This window comes from Streptomyces sp. NPDC001544 (assembly GCF_042894285.1).
Classification (GTDB): Bacteria; Actinomycetota; Actinomycetes; order Streptomycetales; family Streptomycetaceae; genus Streptomyces.
This window is the reverse complement of record NZ_JBIAVN010000004.1, coordinates 429,481-446,969: the sequence shown is the minus strand read 5'-3', so window position 1 is coordinate 446,969 and position 17,489 is coordinate 429,481. Positions and strand designations below refer to the sequence as shown.

The following is a 17,489-nucleotide window of genomic DNA, read 5'->3' as shown; positions in this document are numbered from 1 at the left end:
CGTCCTCTCTGGCTGAGCGGCCGGCTAGCTGAGGTGGGCGGACGCGTACTCGAGCGTCCGCAGATAGGCGTCGGTGTCCTGGACGTGCGCAATGCCGTACCGCTCGCGCAGTTCGGGCAGGGACGTCGGCAGGACGCCTCCGCTGCACCGGGTCACCTCGCTGACGTCCCGCAGCACCGACAGGTAGGAGCGGGCGGGCGGTGGCAGCCGGCGCAGTTCCTCGGGGCCGAGCCGGTCGGGGTCGGTGACCGGAATCGGGCCGAGGGTGCGGCCGAGGCCGGCGGCGTGCTTGGCGCACACCTCGATGGCGCGTTCCATGGTCATGGCCTCGTCGCCGTAGGTGACCCAGAAGACGCCCTCGTCGTCGCCGAGTTCGACCGCGCGCAGCACGGCCTTGGCGAGCAGGTCCTGCGGCACGATGTCGATCCGGTTGCCCTGGTGGACCGGGATGAACGGAGCCCGGCCCCGGCAGATCCAGTCGGACATCAGCTGCACGATCTGCCCGCGCGACGTCCAGCCGGTGGCCGAGTCGCCGATCAGGTTGGTGGGACGGAACACGGTGTGCCGGATGCCGCTGTCGCGCAGCAGCTGTTCGGAACGCAGCTTGGAGCGGACGTAGTTGGTGGTGACGTTGGTGTCGCTGAGCCGGTGCGGGGCGTCCTTGAAGAGGGCGGCCACGAAGGCCGTGCTCATGAAGTGGACGCAGGCGCCCGCGCGTTCGGCGAACTCGATCACCCGCCGGGTGCCGTCGATGTTGACCGGCTTGTACCGCTCGTCGGGCAGGCCCCACTCGGTCAGTCCGGCCGAGTGGATGACGGTGTCGACGTCGCGGGCCAGAGCACGGTAGCTGTCCTCGTCGAGCCCGAAGCGTTCCTGCGCCAGGTCGGCGCCGAGGACCTCGTCGGTGCCGGGCGGCAGGGCGGCGCCGCCGGGCCGGGCCATGGAGATCACCCGCAGCGGGCGGCCGGGCAGCTCGCGCAGAACGGCCTGGCCGACGACGCCCGAGGCGCCGGTCAGCAGTACGGTGCGGCGCTGTCCGGTCATGGTCGGGACTCCTTCCACTCCATCAGGCGGGTCGCGGCGCGGGCGCCTACGTAGAGGAGGGGCTCCGGCGGGAAGCTGCGCTGTTTGCGGTACCGGTCGTCGACGTACAGCAGCCGTGAGTACTCCGAGTCCTTGCCGAGGACAAGGTCGCGGAGCACTTTTCCGCCAGTGTGGGTGGCGGCGATGCCGTTGCCGTTGAAGCCGTAGCCGTAGAAGACGTTGGTGCCGGGCAGCTGTCCGAAGTGCGGGGCGTAGTCCCGGGTGACGTCGACCGTGCCGCCGTAGGTGTAGGTGAACTCCACGTCCCCCCACATCGGGAAGAACCGCTGGAACTCCTCGCGCAGCGCCCGGTAGGCACGCTGGTCGTTCATCCGCCGCCGGCGCATGTCGCGGCCCATGAAGTACAGGGCGGGCCCGCCCGCGAACATCAGCCGGTTGTCGGCGGTGAAGCGGGCGCAGGTCAGGAACGTCTTGGCCTCGACCATTCCCTCGCGGCCCGCCCACTCGACCCGTCCCCGCTGCGCGTCGGTGAGGGGTTCGCTCACCATCGCGTAGCTCCAGATCGGCACGGTCTTGTTGCGGAACGGCGCGAAGGTGAACTGGTGCGCGTTGGCCGCGATGATCACCTTGTCGGCGGTGACGCGGCCGCCGGGCGTGACGACGGTGGGGCGTGCCCCGGGCAGCACCCGCAGGGCGGGCGTGTTCTCGTAGACGGTGACGCCGCGTTCCTTGACGACCCGCGCCAGCCCCCGGACCAGCTTGAAGGGGTTGACCAGCGCGCCACCGGTGCGCATGGCGCCCAGTACGGCGGGCGAGCCGATCACGGACTGGGCCTGCGCCGCGGAGAGGATCTCGGGCTGTTCGCGGCCGGCGATCCGGGAGGCCAGGTCCCGGTCCTCGCGCAGCCGGCGCAGCTGGGCCGCGTCGGTGGCGACCATCAGGTAGTCGTTGGCCTCGTACTCGGCGTCGATCTTGTTGCGCCGCAGAAACCTGCCGATCTCGAGGATCGACCGGCCGACGGCCTGCGAGGCTTCCAGGGCGCGGCGGGTGCCGAACTCCTGGACCAGGGCCTGGATGTCCTTGCCGATGGTCGGTGTGACGAACCCGTCGGCGCGGCCGGACGCACCGTACCCGGAGTACCGCGACTCGATGACGCGGATGTCCAGCGCGGGCGCGGCCTCCTTGAGGAAGTGGGCGGCCCACAACCCGGTGTATCCGCCGCCGACCACGGCGACATCGCAGTCCACGGTGTCGCGCAGCTCCGGCTCGGGGGTGACGCCCTCGGTGTCGTGCCAGTAGACGACGTGTTTGCGTGTACCCACTAGCGCCCCTTTTCGAGGATGATCCTCGACAACCCCAGGTGCCGGTTCTCGAAGTGCCGCACGCTCGCACCCAGGTACTTCTCGTAGTTGAGGACGTGTTGCTCGCCCGCGATCCGCACGGCGGACCCGCGGTTCTCGCGCAGCCGGCGCAGCCACTCGGCGCAGGTGCGCGCGTAGTGGTCCGGGTCGTTGCGCAGCGACACGACGTCGAAGAGCTTCTCGGACGACTCGACGACCTCGGAGAGCGCGGGGATCTCCGATTCGGGGAAGATCGTCTCGATGATGAACATCAGCTCACGCACGGTGGCCTTGTCCATCACGGTGTTGTTGCCCTTGACGTTGGTCTGCAGGGCGATCCGGCCGCGCGGCGGGAGCCATTCGTAGCAGCGCTCGAAGAACTCCCGGTAGGCGGCGATCCGTTCGGAGCGGGACAGGCCGGTGGTGGCGAAGTGCTCGAAGGCGCCGATGGAGATGATGGCGTCGTACCCCTCGTCGGGCTCGTGGTCCCGCCAGTTCTCCACCCGGATCTCGGTGCCCGGCAGCGCCGCCTCGCGCACCAGGTCGGCCTGGCTGTCGCTGAGGGTGAGGCCGACGGCGCGTTCGACCCCGTAGATCCCGGTCAGCCGCTTCAGCAGGCTGCCCCAGCCGCAGCCGACGTCCAGCACCCTTCGGACACCGGCCGCCCTGGCCCCCTCGATGAGGTAGTCCAGCTTGCGGGCCTGGGCGCTCTCCAGCGTCTCCGGTTCGCCGGGCAGGGCGGCCGCGGAGTCGTCCCACAGGGCGCAGGTGTAGGTGAGGGAGGCGTCCAGCCACAGGGAGTAGAAGTCGTTGGAGACGTCGTAGTGGTGTCTGATCGCCTCGGCGGTCGCGCCCCGGTACGAGGCGGCGGTCATGCCGGGGTACCGGCGGACTTGGTGGCCTCCACCAGCTTGACGAGGTCCCCGATGGTCTTGACGTTGGCCGCCTGGCTCGGGTCGAGCTCGATCTCCGCGTCGTCCTCGATGGTGTAGACGATGTCGGCGATCTGAAGGCTCGACAGGCCGACGGAGTCAAAGGCCGTGTTCTCGTCGAGGGTCAGGCCCGCAGCCTTGCTGCCGAGCTTCTTCTCCACGAGGGAGCAGACAGTGGCAACGGTGATCACGGCGTTGTCCTTTCGGTCGTCGATATGCCGGGAACGTAGGGTCGCGGCACGGCCGAAAACATGGCAGCCGGGCATGGCAGATCCCTGCTATGCCCGCCGTCGATCCCCTGGCAGATCCACGTCACTTGTCCGGGGCGGACGCGCCTTCTTGAATGACGGCACCACCGTCTGAAGAAGGGCGGCCTCATGAGAAACCCACCGCGCTTAGTAGATTTCGTGGTCGATTTCCTGCACCGGCGGGGAGTCAGCCATGTGTTCGGAGTCGGCGGCGCGAATATCGAGGATCTTTACGACGCGCTGCACCATTCGCCGGCCGGCCCGCTGGGCGTGGTGGCCAAACACGAGTACTCCGCCGCCACCATGGCAGACGGATATCACCGGGCCTCGCAGCGCGTACCGGTGATCGCCTCCACCTCGGGCGCCGGCGCGATGAACCTGGTACCCGGCATCGCCGAACTCCGGGCGTCCTACGTACCGGCCCTCGTCCTGATCGGGCAGCCGCCCGCCAGGCTGGACGGCCACGGTTCGTTCCAGGAGACGAGCGGGCTGGCCGGATCGATCGACGCCACGCGGATGTTCTCCGAGCTGGCCGTGCACTGTGTACGCGTCCAGGAGCCGGAGGCGATCGTCCACGAGCTGCCGAGGGCGCTCGCGGCGGCGACGGACCCGGCGGCGCCCGGACCGGCGGTGCTGCTGCTTCCCAAGGACGTGCAGCAGGCCGTGCTCCCGTCCGGTGCGCCGTCGGCCGTACCCCACGAGCCGGCCGGGCCGCCGCTCTCCGGGGCCGCCGACCGGGCCCGGGCGGCGGGGCTGCTGCAGGCGGCGCGCGGGAAGGGCGGGGTCGTGGTGATCGCGGGCGAGGCGGTCGCCCGGGCCGACGCCAGGCCCCAACTGGCCCGGCTGGCCGAGGCGCTGGACGCGTGGGTCGCCGTCGTCCCGGACGCCAAGGACGTCTTCGACCCGCGCGCCACCCGTCACCTGGGCGTGACCGGCGTGATGGGCATGGACGAGGTGGAGGAGGTGCTGCAGCGGGCGTCCGCCGTGCTGCTCGCGGGGACGCGGCTGCCCCAGCTCGCCGGGGCCGGCCTGCACGAGCACCTCAAGGGCGTCCCGGTGGTCTGCGTCGACCCCCGGGAGCCGTTCCTCGACACCCAGGAGGAGCTGGTCAGGCTCACCGGCCCGGTGGCCGCCGAACTGGACCTGCTGCGCGGCGCCCTGCCCGGTGCGGAACCCGGGCCCCGCCCCGGCCGAGGGCGGGCGGCGCCCGTCGAGGCCCTGCCGCCGTCCACGCCACTGGACATGCGGGCGTCCGTCCTCACCGTCGCGGCCGCCCTCCCTCAGGGTGCGAACGTCGCGGCCGACGCGGGCAACACCGGTGCCAGCGCCATCCACCACGTCGACGTGCCCGTCGGCGGCCGGTTCATCGCCGCGCTCGGCATGGGCGGCATGGGGCACAGCTTCGGGGCGGGGATCGGCGCCGCGTTCGCGACCGGCCGGCGCACCTGCGTCATCGCCGGCGACGGAGCGTTCTTCATGCACGGCATGGAGGTGCACACCGCCGTCGAGCACGAGCTGCCCGTCACCTTCGTCGTGCTCAACAACAACGCGCACGCCATGTGCACCACCCGCGAGCAGCTGTTCTTCTCCGGTGACTACTCGTTCAACGTCTTCCGCCCGGCCCGGATCGGCGACGGCGTCGCCGCCATGTTCCCCGGCCTGGCCGCCACGACGGTCCGCACCGTCGGAGAGCTGAGGGCGGCCCTGGACCGCGCCCACTCCACCACGTCGCCCGCGCTGATCTGCGTGGACGTCGACCCCACCGAAATGCCGCCGTTCCGGCCCTTCCACCAGCAGGCGCTGGCCACCGGACGCGGACGGCCCGTTCCAGAAGGAGCAGTACCAGGATGACCACCTCCACCAGCCGGCCCACCCTCCTGCCCGGCTACGTCGCCCCCGACCCGGTCCCGGCCGGCATCAAGGACGTCCCCGGCCTGTTGCGCTGGGAGACCACACCGCGCGAGGAGGCCATGGCCCTCGCCGGACAGATGACGAAGGAGAGCTTCACCTACGACGAGGTGTACGGGCAGTTCGTCACCGTCCACCAGTACATCGACGCGCCGCCGCAGGCGGTCTACGAGTACCTCACCGACGTCCGCAACCTGAACGAGTACACGTACAGCACCCGGGACTTCGCGCCGACCGACGTGCCCGGCCTCTACCAGGGGCGGGACGTCCTCCTGGACGACCAGACCAAGATATTCATGCGGATCGACGGCGACCCGAACGCCCTGACCGTGGACATGCGGTGCGCCTGGGACCAGGGCGAGGAGCTGTGGATGAACTACCTCCACCGGATCGTCCCGGCGGAGATCGTCCTCAACAAGCCCGGCTCGGTGGTCATCTGGACGAACTGCCGCCACCCCTACTACGACAAGAACCCGCACCCGGAGCTGGCGTCCTCCCCCGAGCGCCCCTGGGTGGGCGACATGTGGCCGCTCTTCTACGCGGGCCACCAGGTGGAGATCGACAACCTGAAGAAGATCCTCGAGCACCGGCACGGGCACGCCGGCGCCTCCGCATGAGGCCGGTCAGCCTGCTCGAACTCGCCTCCTACCTGCCGGGCGAGCCCGTGGGCACCGAGTACTTCCTGCAGTTCCAGGAGCAGGACGCCGCGCTGGCCGACCACACCATGTTCAAGGCGCCGAGCTTCCGCCACCAGGTCTCCCGGGACGAGACGCCCACCGACATGATGGAGAAGGCGGCGCACACCCTGGCCGAGCGCATCGGACAGGACGCGCTGCGCGGCGTCGACGTGGTGATCACCAACTCGCTGCTGCCGGAGGTGCCGTTCACCGGCTCCGGCGCCGAGGTCGCCCACCGGCTGGGCATCCGGGCCGACTGGGTGCTCGACGCGCACAACGGGGGCTGCGCCTCCTTCGTCCATCTGCTGCGGCTGGCGCGGGTCCTCATCGGTACCGGCCAGGCAACGTCCGCGCTGCTGTTCAACGTGCAGAACTGCGCGGGCCCGGTGATGACCCAGCCCGACGTGCGCCGGCTCCCCGAGGCGGTGATCCCCGGGGACGGCTGCGCGGCCGCGTTCGTGGCGGCGTCGGACGAGTCACCGGTGCTGGGCGTGCAGGTCGCCAACCGCGGCGAGTACACCCGGGACTGCGGTCTCACCCTGAGCGACGGCCGCAAGTACTGGGAGGCGGGCACCAGTCAGATGCACGTCGGATTCACGCCCGGCAAGGTCAAGGACATCGTCGAGCGCGGCAACCGGCTGGTGCCCGAGGTGGTCCTGGGCCTGTGCGAACAGCTCGGCCTCAAGACCGACGACCTCGACGTGCTGATCACCAACCAGCCCAACAGGATGTTCCTGGAACAGTGGCGGGAACGCCTGTCCATCGGTCCCGACCGGCACCTGGACACCTTCGACCGCTTCGGGAACCTGTTCGGCGCGGCCGTCCCCATCACCCTCGACCACGGCATCCGCGAGGGCCGGATCAAGGACGGCAGTCTGCTGATGCTGGCGGGCTTCGCCCACGCGGGCGACTTCGCGGGGGCGGCGGCGGTGCGCTGGCGGTCCAAGGACGCCCGGGCATGACGGCCCGGCCCCGGCACCCTGCCACGGGCCGCGTCGGGCCACGTGGGCAGCGGGACCGGGCCCGCCGGTGCCGCTGCCCACGCACGTGACTCACCTGACGAGATGGGAGAGTTCATGCCCCACCCCCAAGCTGTCGTGATCGGCGCGGGAATCGGTGGTCTGACGGCCGCGCTGGGACTGCACAGACGCGGCTGGCGCGTCACGGTCCTGGAGCGTGCCCGCACCCTGGCCCCCGTCGGCGCTGCGCTCACCCTGGCACCCAACGCCCAGCGCGCGCTGGCGGCGCTCTCGCTCGGCGAGGAGATCAGCCGGCTCGCCGCCTGGGACGGCGACGGTCTGCTGTGCGATCCCAGGGGCCGGCCACTGGCCAGGACGAGCAGCAAGTCCGTCGTCGCCCGGTTCGGCGGACCGCTGGTCGTCCTGCGCCGCAGCGACCTGGTCGACCTCATCGTCGACCGCCTGCCCCCGGGCAGCGTCCGCACCGGCGAGACCGCGGCCCTCACCGACGCCGGAGACAGCGGCCGCCCGGCGACCGTGGTCACGGCGCACAACGAGTGCGAGGCGGACCTCGTCGTCTGCGCCGACGGCATCAACTCGGCGAGCCGCCAGTTCCTCTTCCCCCAGCATCCGGGCCCGGCCTACGGCGGCTGGACGGTGTGGCGGTTCCTCGCCCCCACCCCACCGCGTTTCGTCCCGCACGAGACCTGGGGCCCCGGCCAGGTGTGGGGCACCCTGATCCGCGACCCGGAGAGCGTCTTCATCTACGCCTGCGCCCACACCGAGCGCGGCGGACGCTCCCCGGACGGGGAGAAGAACGAACTGCGGCGCCGGTTCGGCCACTGGCACCACCCCGTGCCCGCCGTACTCGACTCGATCGAGGAAAAGGACATCCTGCGGCACGACGTGTTCCACATGGCCCAGCCACTGGAACGCTTCCAGCGCGGCCGGGCCGTCCTGCTCGGCGACGCCGCGCACGCCATGGTGCCGACCCTCGGCCAGGGCGCCAACATGGCGATCGAGGACGGCGTCGTCCTCGCCCACCACGCGGCGCCGGACCACGACCCGACGGCCGCGCTCGCCCACTACGACGAGCAGCGCCGCCCCCGTACGACGGCCCTCATCCGCCGTGCCGAGAGCGCCTCCCGGCTGATGGCCCTGCGTTCACCGGTCGCGCTGGCCGTGCGTGACGGCGCGATCCAGGCTCTGTCGAAGCTCGTCTCCGCGCTGTTGCTGCGCGGCTTCGACGGCGTCGCGGACTGGCATCCCCCGGCCGTCCCGAAGGCTCCCCGGCCGCGTGACACCCACGCCGCCGGGTGATACCGGGCGGCGCACCCGCCGCCCGGCCACCCCCCACCGACCTTCGAGGGAAGGATCTTCCTGCATGCGTCGCAACCTCACGACCCTTGCCGTCACCGCCGGTCTCCTGCTGGGCGGCGTGGCCGCCGCGGCACCGGCCACCGCCGTCGGAGCGGCCGCCGCGCAGACGGTCACGGCCACCTACGACTGCGGAGCGTTCGGCGTCACCGATCTGACGATCCAGGCGGAGGCCGACAACGGTGTCGGTTCGGTCCGGATCTCCACCAGCGGCGGACTCGCCCCGGTGGACATCCCCGCCGACTCCATCACGGCCACGCTCAGGCTGGAGCGCGCGACCGGCGGCACCGTCGCCTTCAGCGGCACCGCCAACGAGGCCGCCGCGGCGGGCGAACCGGTCGTCATCGGCCCGCTGACCGGCGCCGTGTCGGCGGGCGACAGCCTCGACTCGTACATCCCGGCCGCCGGATCGGGCGAGGTCTCGCTCAGTCTGAACGTGCTCGGCACGTCCAACACCTGCAACGCCGTGACCAAGCAGACCCCGGGCCCGATCGTCTTCTGACCCCGGAGCGCGTGTCACCCACGGGCCCGGCCGTCCCGCACGGCCGGGCCCGTGGCGCGGTGGACCGTGACCGGCAGGTCGCACGCGGCCGGCCGGGCCAGCGCCGCCAGACAGTCCGTCCCCGCGGCGACGTCCGACACCTCCCAGGGCTCGGGCCCCTGCGGGGTACGGCGCACCACGAGCGCGCGCTGCCGTCCGGGCCGTACGCCGACCTCCGCCAGGTCGGTGCCGAGCCCCACGCCCCAGCCCTTGACCACGGCCTCCTTGCGCACCCAGCAACGCGTCAACACGTCGTCCCGCGCCACGCCCTCCGGGGCGGCGGTCACCTCGGCGCGCTCGGCCGCGCTCAGACAGCGGCGCACCACCGCCGGCACCTCGTGCGGGCCGCGTACCTCGATGTCCACGCCCACCGGCACACCGGGCGACAGCGCCAGCATCCACCACCGGCCCGACCGGGACACCGCGACCCGCCATCCGGTGGCGGGCCGCAGCACGCGTGGCGGCCCGTGCCGTGCGTCGCCGCAGCCCGGGCACTCCTCGTTGCCCCAGACGACGTCACCCGGCGCCACCCCGAGCCACGCGGCGACCGTCCGCCGGATCGCGGCCCGCGCACCCGCGTACCGCGCGCCCGCCACCGGGTCCCGGAACGCCGCCAGACGCCGCAGCTCCGGCTCGTCCAGCACCGCGCGGTCCCGGGCCGCGAGCACGTCCGGCACCTCGCCGATCCACACGTGGATGCCCGCACGGCCCCCGCTCACCGGGTGTCCCTCTGCACCGCGCGGGCGACGTGCACCCGCGAGGTGCAGTCGAGCTTCTGCATCACGACGCGCAGATGGTTGGTCACCGTCCACTCCGAGATGCCGAGCCGCCGGGCGATCTGCCGGTTGGTGAGCCCTTCGGCCACCAGCAACGCGATCTCGTACTGCCGCCGTGTCAACTCGTACGGACAGACCTGCGCACCCGCGCGAGCCGACGGCTCCGGGGCGGGCGGCGGCACGAGCAGCGCGGCCACCAGCGCGTCGTACAGCGAGATCTGCTCGGCGTCACGGCGCAGCCGGCGCAGCGGAGCGGCGCCCACGTTCCGTGTGAGCCGCTCGGTGAGGACGCCCACGGCGGCCCGGTCGTCCGTGACGGTGCCGTACCGCAGCCGGATCGCCTCGGCGTAGGCCAGCAACCGGGCCACCGCGTGGCACCGCTCCTCGTCGCCGCCCCCGCCGGGGGAGGTGACGGCCATGGTCTCCAGGGCTTCGGCCACCTGGTCGGGGTCGCCCGTCCCCATGAGCAGCCGTACCCCCTCCCGGGCCGCCTCGTAGGCCTCCTGGTGCCGTCCGAGTACCCGCCGCACCCGGGCGAGCGCGGTGAGGAGGGAGGCACGCAGGGCGGCGGGGGGCTCTCCGCAGGGGGCGTGCGCACCTGCCGGCCGTGCGTCGTCGACCAGGTCCAGGGCCTTCAGCAGCGGCTGTTCGGCCTCCAGGTCGCCGCGGCCGGCCGCGAGGAGGGCCCGGGCGCGCAGGGCGACCGCGGCGGAGTGGCGGTCCACGGGGGTGCCGGAGCGCTGGATCGCCGAGTCGAGCAGGACGGCGGCGGCAGCCGACTCGCCGCGGCGGCGCAGCAGTTCCCCGGTGAACGCGGCCACCCGGACCTGCGCCGCGGCGGACTCTCCCGCGGCGGCGACCGCACGGTCGAGCACCCGCTCCGCCCGCTGGTGGTCCCCGTGCCCGAGCATCCACCGCACCACCGCGACCAGTGCCTCGACGACCACCAGACGCTGTGCCTCGACGCCGTCGGCGCCCTCGTCCGTCGGGTGCTTCCCTGAGGTGGCGGCCGTCCAGGCGAGAGCGGCCCGCTCGATCGTCTCCGCGGTCTCCGGGGCGAGGCGGTGCCGCAGGAGGGGGCCCTCCAGCGCCGTCAGCAACCGCAGTACGCCGATGTGGTCCTCGCGCGCGGACAGGTGACGGACCGCCTTGAGGATGTCGGGCAGGCGGGGCTCGACGAGGTGCAGCACCTGGTCGACGGGGCGGCCCGCGTACAGCGCGGTCGCCATGGTGTCGGCGAACGCGGCCCAGTGGGCGGCGTGCCGGTCCAGGACGCGGCCCAGCTCCCGGGCGTCCCGGGCCAGTTCCGCGCGATAGTGGCAGCGGGCCATGTGCGTGAGCCGGAACTCGGGGCTGCCGGCTCTGCCGGGCGTGCTCAGCAGCAGGCTCTTGGACACCAGGGATTCGATCCCGGCGACCGCCCCGAGGTCGTCGAGGCCGGTCATGCCCCGCACCGCGGCCAGATCGACGTACGTCTCGAACACGGACAGGTCGCGCAGGAGCATCCGGTCGCCGTCGCTCAACACACCTGCCCCCCAGGTCAGCGCGCTGGAGAGGCTGCGGTGCCGCTCCGGTGTGTCGCGAGGGCGGCTCCGCCCCGGGAACTCACCGCGGGTCAGGCGCTCCAGCAGGGCGCGGGGGCCTTCCGTACCGACGGCCTCCGCGGCCATCTCGATGGCGAGGGGGATTCCGTCCAGCCTCCGGCAGATGTCCGCCACGACGGTCCCCGCCGGCCGGTTCCCGGCCACGGCGCTGAAGTAGGGGCGCACGCTGTCGGCCCAGACCGCTTCGGCGGGCGAGTTCTCCCCGGTCGGCAGGGGGCCGACGGGCATGATCCGCTCGGCCCGGATGTCCAGCGGGACACGGCTGGTCAGCAGGATCCGCAGCAGCGGGCAGGCCCGGAGCAGCTCGGAGACGTCCAGGGCGATGTCCGTGACCACCCGGTCGGCGTTGTCCAGGACCAGCAACAGCCGCGTCGTCCCGACGCGTTCGGCGGCCTCGCTCGCGGTGCGGACGCCGAGTCGGGCCCAGACCGCCCCGCCGTCCTCCGCGCCGGCGAGGTCCGCCCATACCAGGGCCAGGTCGTGGGTGCGGGCCCGCGCACTCACGGCGGCGTGCGCGAGGTGGCTCTTGCCCACACCCGCCGGTCCGGTGAGGGTGAGTTCGCGGGCCTGTCCGTGGTCCAGCCACCCTTCGATCACGGCCAGTTCGCGCTCGCGGCCGCGCAGCTCACCGAAGCCGAGGTCGACGGGCTCGTGCGTACGGGGCAGTGCGGCGCCCCTCTGCCGTTCTGTGACAGGCATGTCGGCAGACTCCCCGATCATGATCCGGCTTCTTCCCTGGCGTTTGCATGGGGCTGTACCAGCACTAGGACGCGACAGCGGTGCCGTACCGGGACACGACCTCGGCCAGCCGGCGCAGCAGCTCGTCCGTGTGGGAGCGGATGAAGAAGTGCCCGCCCGGCATCGTCAGCAGCGTGCTGCCCCTGCCGCCGACGGCTCGCCATGCTGCCATCTTGGGGAGGGGTACGAGATCGTCGTCGAGACCGGTGAACAGGTGGAGCGGAACTCTCAGCGGCTCGATGTCCGCCGGATCGGTCCAGCCCGAGCAGAGCCGGAGATCGTCACGGACGAGCGGCATGTAGGCCGCACGGAACCGGGGCCGCCGGGCCAGTTCCCAGGAGATGCCGCCCAGTTCGGCCAGACGGGTGGCAAGGGTCTCGTCGTCGGCGTCCGGGTCCAGAATCCGGTTCGGCGGGATGTGCGGCGCACGGTGAGAACTCAGGACGAGCGCGCGCGGGAGCGGAGCGCCCCGCCGCTGCCGGGCCAGGGTGAGGGCGTGCGCGATGAACGCGCCCATGCTGTGCCCGTAGAGGACGTGCGGCTGGGAGAACGCGTCGTCCAGTTGCTCGTCCAGGTCGGCGACGAGGGCGTCCAGGTCGGTGAACCGTGGTTCGTGGGCCCGCTCCTCACGGCCGGGCAACCGGATCGGCAGGACCCGCACCCCGGCGCCGAGGGCGTCGAGTCGCTCCTGCCAGTCGGCGTAGAGGGAAGCCCCGCCGCCGGCACAGGGCAGGCAGAAGAGGGCCAGCCCCGCTTCCGGGCGGGGTTCCGATGACGTGGGCAGCGATCCCGGCGGCCGCGTCCGGTGCGGCGCGCTCGACAGATACAGCGTCATGGCGGACGTGCCCCGCGCGCCTCAGACCAACTGCCGGACTGCGGCCGCGCGGTCGTAGTACAGCGTCGCGCCGACCAGCTGTTCGCCGTCGAACTGCGAGAGCACCGCCACGGGCAGTTCCATCCGCCTGCCCTGGTTGGGGATGCCCTGCCAGTCGGCGGCCTGGGTACCGCTGAAGTGGCCCTCCACTATGACCGCGTCGGCGGCGTGGTGGATCGACGTCAGCTCGTGCGCCAGGTCCGGGAACGCGGCGAGCATGCCGTCGAAGTGACGGCGGATCACGTCGTCGCCGACCAGGGGCTGTCCCTCGAAGGGGACGATACGGCTCACACGCGTGCCGAGCTCGCCCCCCGACACCATACCGACGGCGTACTTGATGACCACGTCCTCGCGCCGCTTCCGCAGGCCGGCGCAGGACCCCCGCTGATCTATCTGCATCTCTGCCTCTCCCCCGTCGAGGCTGGGACGGAACCCAGCCGTGCACGTGCAAAGATCCAACAATCCACCCGCCCTGAGGCAGGGGCGTTCCTCCTGGTATTACTGACCGGTGTTACTGGCTGGTATTGAAGAGGTCGTTTTTTCCCGTGCCATGCAACGCCCCCCGCGGCGCCAGGAGGGGGCACACGTTTTCGCCGCTTCGCGCACGATTGAACGCGGGGTGCTCCGGAGAGGCAACGGCATTTTTGACCTTGGCTCGAATTACCCCATGCCCATAAGGCCCGGAATGTCGCCGCATGGACACCGGACACAAGATTCCGGATTCGCTCACCGTGTGTACGCATCGCCCTTTGCCGACGGACACGGCTCGCCCCCGCAGGCGTTCCGCCTGCATCACCTCGTCAGGAGGTCCCCCGGACGACCCCATCCCGCCATGCCGCCTTGTTGGCCGGATCTGTTCAGCTGCGAGCGGCGCGGAGCACCGGAAACCGCACTCTTCGTCCGGCGTCGGCGACGCGCGCCTGAGGCGTGTCCGACTGGCGTGATCGCGACGGTGTCGACGCCCCTGACGGAGACGCCCCCGACCGAGGAGCCCCGGAGTGACCACCCGTCACAGCACTACCATAGATGTAGCCCAGGTCGGACGCGTCCGACCTGGGCTTCGCTGGAGCCGCCTTCGGGATTCGAACCCGAGACCTACGCATTACGAGTGCGTTGCTCTGGCCATCTGAGCTAAGGCGGCGCGCTGTCCGCACCATGGTGCGATCAGCAACGTCGGTAAGTCTACACAGTTTCCGGGGGTGCTCCGCACACGCCCCGGAGCGGGGGGCTCCGGGGCGTGCGGCGGGGCCGGGGGCAGGGCTAGGGCCTGTCCGGCGGATCAGGTCGCAGGGCACGGGCGGTGCCTCATCGGCGCTGGTGAGCGGGGCGAATGGGCGTGCCCCCGCGCGAGCTCGTTCGAGCGTGGGGGAGCGTCCGGCTGCAAGGCGGAGGAGGGCGTCGACGCGATGGGGGTCCCCCCGCGCGAGCTCGCTTCGAGCGTGGGGGAGTCGGCAACCGACGACAACGCCGGTGGGGGCACCGCCCGCTCGAGCGAAGCCGAGAGTGGGGGAGGGCGTGCCAAGCCCCGCGTCTGCGGCATGATGCGCCGGACAGGCCCTAGGTGCAGCGCTTGCCCTGGGCGGGTGGGGTGCCCTGGAGGAGGTAGGTGTTGATCGCGGAGTCGATGCATGCGCTGCCGCGGCCGTAGGCGGTGTGGCCGTCGCCGACGTAGGTGAGGAGCCGGCCGGAGGAAAGCTGGTGGGCGAGGGACCGGGCCCAGGGGTAGGGGGTGGCCGGGTCACGGGTGGTGCCGACCACGACGATCGGGGCGGCGCCCTCGGCCGTGATGCGGTGGGGTTCGCCGGTGGGCCGCACCGGCCAGTACGCGCAGTTCAGGGAGGACCAGGCGAGGCCTTCGCCGAAGACGGGGGACGCCTTCTCGAAGGCGGGCAGGGCCTGCTCGACCTGGCCGGGCCCGGTGAACGCGGACGGCAGGTCCAGGCAGTTCACGGCGGCGTTGGCGTACATCAGGTTGGTGTAGTGGCCGTCGGGGTCGCGCTCGTAGTAGCTGTCGGAGAGGGCCAGCAGGCCGGCGCCGTCGTTCTTCCGCATCGCCGAGGTCAGCGCCGCGCGCAGCTGTGGCCAGGCCTCCTGGTCGTACATCGCGGCGATCACCCCGGTCGTGGCGAGGGCCTCGCCGAGCTTGCGTCCGCCCGGGTCGCCGGTGGGGACGGGGTGGGCGTCGAGCTTCCTGAAGAAGGCCTTGAGGTGGTCGCCCACCTGGGCGGGCGTCGTGCCCTTCCGGCCGAGCGAGCAGTCGCTGTGCCGTACGCAGTCCTTCGCGAAGGCCTGGAAGGCCGTCTCGAAGCCCGCGGTCTGGTCCAGGTTCAGCCGGCGTGCGGAGAGGGAGGGGTCCATCGCGCCGTCCAGGACGAGTCGGCCCACCCGCCCCGGGAACAGACCGGCGTACGTCGCCCCGAGGAAGGTGCCGTACGACGCCCCGACGTAGTTCAGCTTCCGGTCGCCCAGCACGGCCCGCAGGATGTCCATGTCACGTGCCGCCTCGACCGTGGAGACGTGGCGCAGCAGCCGGGCCTCGTGCGCGCCGCAGCCCTCGGCGAACTTCTTGTACGCCTTGACCAGCGCGTTCGTCTCCTTCTGGTCGTCGGGTGTGACGTCCGTCTGGGTGTACGCGTCCATCTGCCGCGCGCTGAGGCATTCGACGGGCTCACTGCGGGCGACGCCGCGCGGGTCCATCGCGACCATGTCGTAGCGGGCGCGGACTGCTGCGGGGTAGCCGACGCCCGCGTAACTCTGCAGGTAGGCGACCGCCGAGCCGCCCGGCCCGCCCGGGTTGACCATGAGCGAGCCCAGGGGTTTGCCCTTGCCGGTGGCCTTCTTGCGGGCGACGGCGAGCCGGATGTCGCCCGCGCCGGGGTCGGAGTAGTCCAGCGGGGCTTTCATGGTGGCGCACTGGAAGCCCGGGGTACCGCAGTCGCGCCAGGTCAGCTTCTGTGTGTAGTACGGGGTGAGGGCTGCCGGGGTGGCGCGGGGCAGCGCGGCCAGCGCCGCTTCGGCCGACGCGGCACTCGTCGCGCTCGTCGCCGTGCCGGAGCTGCAGGCGGACACGAGCAGCGCGGCGGCCACCAGGAGGGATGCCGCCGGGGTTCTCGGGGGCTTGGTCAAACGGAAGGTCTGGGCTGTCGGGCGGAGGATTCGCCTGAGGTGCATCAGGCGAGCGTAACGCTGTGCCATGGTTCGGGTGCCCTACGTGTGCGCCGTGCCTCTTACGGGTGATGCCGTCAACCTGCGCGTGCCGGTCACCCCGCTCTCAGGGCCATGGTCATCGCCTCCACCGCCAGCAGCGGCGCCACGTTGCGGTCGAGGGCCTCACGGCAGCCGGCGATCGCCTCGATGCGGCGGAGCGTGGCTTCCGGGGTGCTGCCCCGGGCGAGCCGCTCCAGGGCGTCCTCGGCGTCCGTGTTGGCGATCGCCACACGGGAGCCGAACTGGAGGGCGAGGACGTCGCGGTAGAACGCGGTGAGGTCGCCCAGCGCGACGTCCAGGCTGTCGCGCTGGGTACGGGTCCTGCGCCGCTTCTGCATGTCCTCCAGGTCCTTCATCACGCCCGCCGTACCGCGCGGCAGCCGGCCGCCCTGGGCGGCGCCGAGGGCCGCCTTCAGTTCCTCGGTCTCCTTGCCGTCCATCTCCTCGGCGAGCTGTTTGGCGTCCTCCGCCGCCGCGTCGACCAGTTCCTGGGCGGCCTTGAGGCAGGCGCCGACCTCGTCGAGGCGCAGCGGCAGCTTCAGCACGGCGGCGCGGCGCTCGCGGGCGGCCGGGTCGGTGGCCAGGCGGCGGGCCCGGTCGACATGGCCCTGTGTGGCGCGGGCCGCCGCGGCGGCCACGTCCGGCTCGACGCCCTCGCGTCGTACGAGCATGTCGGCGACGGCGGCGACCGAGGGGGTGCTCAGGGTGAGGTGGCGGCAGCGGGAGCGGATGGTGGGCAGGACGTCCTCGATCGAGGGCGCGCACAACAGCCACACCGTGCGGGGGGCGGGCTCCTCCACGGCCTTGAGGACGGCGTTGGCGGACTTCTCGTTCAGCCGCTCGGCGTCCTCGACCAGGATGATCTGCCAGCGGCCGGTCGCCGGGGCGGTGAACGACTTGCGGACGGTGTCCCGCATGTCCTTCACCAGGATCTCGGCGCCGACCGCGGCGACCGTGCTGACATCGGCGTGGGTGCCGATCAGTGCCGTGTGGCAGCCGTCGCAGAAGCCGCAGCCGGGGGCTCCGCCGAGGGCGCGGTCGGGGCTGACGCACTGCAGCGCGGCGGCGAAGGCCCGCGCCGCCTGGTTGCGGCCCGCGCCCGGCGGGCCCGTGAACAGCCAGGCGTGCGTCATCCTCGACGCCTCCGGCGGGGGCGCGCCTGCTGCGGCGGCGGTGACGAGGGCGTCGGCGTCCCGAGCGGCGGCCTCGAGCACCGCGCTCACCTTCTCCTGACCGACGAGGTCGTCCCACACGGTCATGGGTC

Annotated in this window: 15 protein-coding genes and 1 tRNA gene; 5 read left to right on the top strand and 11 right to left on the bottom strand. The window is 72.2% G+C overall.

Going from position 1 to position 17,489, the window contains the following annotated elements; all coding sequences use genetic code 11:
- Nucleotides 1–24: 24 nt before the first annotated feature.
- The 4 genes from ACFY0F_RS14885 to ACFY0F_RS14870 are packed head-to-tail and all read right to left on the bottom strand — an operon-like array spanning nucleotide 25 to nucleotide 3,507.
- Nucleotides 25–1,044, bottom strand: a complete 1,020-nt coding sequence (locus tag ACFY0F_RS14885) for an SDR family oxidoreductase (protein WP_388793153.1) — start codon at nucleotides 1,042–1,044, stop codon at nucleotides 25–27.
- Nucleotides 1,041–2,366, bottom strand: coding sequence for an NAD(P)/FAD-dependent oxidoreductase (locus tag ACFY0F_RS14880; protein WP_388793151.1), 1,326 nt, complete (start codon nucleotides 2,364–2,366; stop codon nucleotides 1,041–1,043). Before ACFY0F_RS14880 ends, ACFY0F_RS14885 begins: the two co-directional genes overlap by 4 nt.
- The gene (locus ACFY0F_RS14875) at nucleotides 2,366–3,259 is read right to left on the bottom strand and encodes a class I SAM-dependent methyltransferase (RefSeq protein ID WP_388793150.1); all 894 of its coding nucleotides are present in this window, start codon (nucleotides 3,257–3,259) and stop codon (nucleotides 2,366–2,368) included. The genes ACFY0F_RS14880 and ACFY0F_RS14875 overlap by 1 nt, the downstream gene beginning before the upstream one ends.
- Nucleotides 3,256–3,507 carry an acyl carrier protein gene (locus ACFY0F_RS14870; RefSeq protein WP_388793148.1) on the bottom strand — a complete coding sequence of 84 codons (252 nt, stop codon included), beginning with the start codon at nucleotides 3,505–3,507 and terminating at the stop codon, nucleotides 3,256–3,258. The genes ACFY0F_RS14875 and ACFY0F_RS14870 overlap by 4 nt, the downstream gene beginning before the upstream one ends.
- Nucleotides 3,508–3,693: 186 nt before the next feature.
- Between ACFY0F_RS14870 and ACFY0F_RS14865 the strand changes: the two genes are divergently transcribed.
- The 5 genes from ACFY0F_RS14865 (at nucleotide 3,694) to ACFY0F_RS14845 (ending at nucleotide 8,987) form a co-directional block, all read left to right on the top strand.
- Nucleotides 3,694–5,415, top strand: a complete 1,722-nt coding sequence (locus tag ACFY0F_RS14865) for a thiamine pyrophosphate-binding protein (RefSeq protein ID WP_388793146.1) — start codon at nucleotides 3,694–3,696, stop codon at nucleotides 5,413–5,415.
- The gene (locus ACFY0F_RS14860; RefSeq protein ID WP_388793144.1) at nucleotides 5,412–6,089 is read left to right on the top strand and encodes an SRPBCC family protein; all 678 of its coding nucleotides are present in this window, start codon (nucleotides 5,412–5,414) and stop codon (nucleotides 6,087–6,089) included. Before ACFY0F_RS14865 ends, ACFY0F_RS14860 begins: the two co-directional genes overlap by 4 nt.
- Complete coding sequence (locus tag ACFY0F_RS14855; RefSeq protein ID WP_388793142.1) at nucleotides 6,086–7,111, top strand: 3-oxoacyl-ACP synthase III family protein; 1,026 nt, start codon at nucleotides 6,086–6,088, stop codon at nucleotides 7,109–7,111. The genes ACFY0F_RS14860 and ACFY0F_RS14855 overlap by 4 nt, the downstream gene beginning before the upstream one ends.
- A 114-nt stretch (nucleotides 7,112–7,225) precedes the next feature.
- Nucleotides 7,226–8,428, top strand: a complete 1,203-nt coding sequence (locus ACFY0F_RS14850; protein WP_388793140.1) for an FAD-dependent oxidoreductase — start codon at nucleotides 7,226–7,228, stop codon at nucleotides 8,426–8,428.
- 64 nt (nucleotides 8,429–8,492) lie between these two features.
- The gene (locus ACFY0F_RS14845) at nucleotides 8,493–8,987 is read left to right on the top strand and encodes a hypothetical protein (RefSeq protein WP_388793138.1); all 495 of its coding nucleotides are present in this window, start codon (nucleotides 8,493–8,495) and stop codon (nucleotides 8,985–8,987) included.
- Nucleotides 8,988–9,001: 14 nt separating this feature from the next.
- Here the strand turns inward: ACFY0F_RS14845 and ACFY0F_RS14840 are convergent, their stop codons facing one another.
- The 7 genes from ACFY0F_RS14840 to ACFY0F_RS14810 all read right to left on the bottom strand — a co-directional run bounded on the left by ACFY0F_RS14840 (nucleotide 9,002) and on the right by ACFY0F_RS14810 (nucleotide 17,484).
- The gene (locus ACFY0F_RS14840) at nucleotides 9,002–9,745 is read right to left on the bottom strand and encodes a 4'-phosphopantetheinyl transferase family protein (RefSeq protein WP_388793136.1); all 744 of its coding nucleotides are present in this window, start codon (nucleotides 9,743–9,745) and stop codon (nucleotides 9,002–9,004) included.
- Entirely contained in the window at nucleotides 9,742–12,105 is a 2,364-nt protein-coding gene (locus ACFY0F_RS14835; protein ID WP_388793135.1) for a LuxR C-terminal-related transcriptional regulator, read from the bottom strand. Before ACFY0F_RS14835 ends, ACFY0F_RS14840 begins: the two co-directional genes overlap by 4 nt.
- 64 nt (nucleotides 12,106–12,169) lie before the next feature.
- Nucleotides 12,170–12,979 carry a thioesterase II family protein gene (locus ACFY0F_RS14830; RefSeq protein ID WP_388793133.1) on the bottom strand — a complete coding sequence of 270 codons (810 nt, stop codon included), beginning with the start codon at nucleotides 12,977–12,979 and terminating at the stop codon, nucleotides 12,170–12,172.
- A 21-nt stretch (nucleotides 12,980–13,000) separates the two neighbouring features.
- Complete coding sequence (locus ACFY0F_RS14825; RefSeq protein WP_388793131.1) at nucleotides 13,001–13,417, bottom strand: ester cyclase; 417 nt, start codon at nucleotides 13,415–13,417, stop codon at nucleotides 13,001–13,003.
- Nucleotides 13,418–14,082: 665 nt separating this feature from the next.
- Nucleotides 14,083–14,159: transfer RNA gene (locus ACFY0F_RS14820), tRNA-Thr, on the bottom strand.
- 416 nt (nucleotides 14,160–14,575) lie between these two features.
- Complete coding sequence (locus ACFY0F_RS14815) at nucleotides 14,576–16,189, bottom strand: alpha/beta hydrolase (protein ID WP_388793129.1); 1,614 nt, start codon at nucleotides 16,187–16,189, stop codon at nucleotides 14,576–14,578.
- A gap of 89 nt (nucleotides 16,190–16,278) precedes the next feature.
- Complete coding sequence (locus ACFY0F_RS14810) at nucleotides 16,279–17,484, bottom strand: DNA polymerase III subunit delta' (RefSeq protein WP_388793127.1); 1,206 nt, start codon at nucleotides 17,482–17,484, stop codon at nucleotides 16,279–16,281.
- Nucleotides 17,485–17,489: the final 5 nt, after the last annotated feature.

Bases quoted from the DNA above. Each gene is read 5' to 3' on its own strand.
- ACFY0F_RS14885 (WP_388793153.1), bottom strand. From the start codon at position 1,044: ATGACCGGACAGCGCCGCACCGTACTGCTGACCGGCGCCTCGGGCGTC.
- ACFY0F_RS14875 (WP_388793150.1), bottom strand. From the start codon at position 3,259: ATGACCGCCGCCTCGTACCGGGGCGCGACCGCCGAGGCGATCAGACAC.
- ACFY0F_RS14865 (WP_388793146.1), top strand. From the start codon at position 3,694: ATGAGAAACCCACCGCGCTTAGTAGATTTCGTGGTCGATTTCCTGCAC.
- ACFY0F_RS14860 (WP_388793144.1), top strand. From the start codon at position 5,412: ATGACCACCTCCACCAGCCGGCCCACCCTCCTGCCCGGCTACGTCGCC.
- ACFY0F_RS14855 (WP_388793142.1), top strand. From the start codon at position 6,086: ATGAGGCCGGTCAGCCTGCTCGAACTCGCCTCCTACCTGCCGGGCGAG.
- ACFY0F_RS14850 (WP_388793140.1), top strand. From the start codon at position 7,226: ATGCCCCACCCCCAAGCTGTCGTGATCGGCGCGGGAATCGGTGGTCTG.
- ACFY0F_RS14845 (WP_388793138.1), top strand. From the start codon at position 8,493: ATGCGTCGCAACCTCACGACCCTTGCCGTCACCGCCGGTCTCCTGCTG.
- ACFY0F_RS14835 (WP_388793135.1), bottom strand. From the start codon at position 12,105: ATGCCTGTCACAGAACGGCAGAGGGGCGCCGCACTGCCCCGTACGCAC.
- ACFY0F_RS14830 (WP_388793133.1), bottom strand. From the start codon at position 12,979: ATGACGCTGTATCTGTCGAGCGCGCCGCACCGGACGCGGCCGCCGGGA.
- ACFY0F_RS14825 (WP_388793131.1), bottom strand. From the start codon at position 13,417: ATGCAGATAGATCAGCGGGGGTCCTGCGCCGGCCTGCGGAAGCGGCGC.
- ACFY0F_RS14815 (WP_388793129.1), bottom strand. From the start codon at position 16,189: ATGCACCTCAGGCGAATCCTCCGCCCGACAGCCCAGACCTTCCGTTTG.
- ACFY0F_RS14810 (WP_388793127.1), bottom strand. From the start codon at position 17,484: ATGACCGTGTGGGACGACCTCGTCGGTCAGGAGAAGGTGAGCGCGGTG.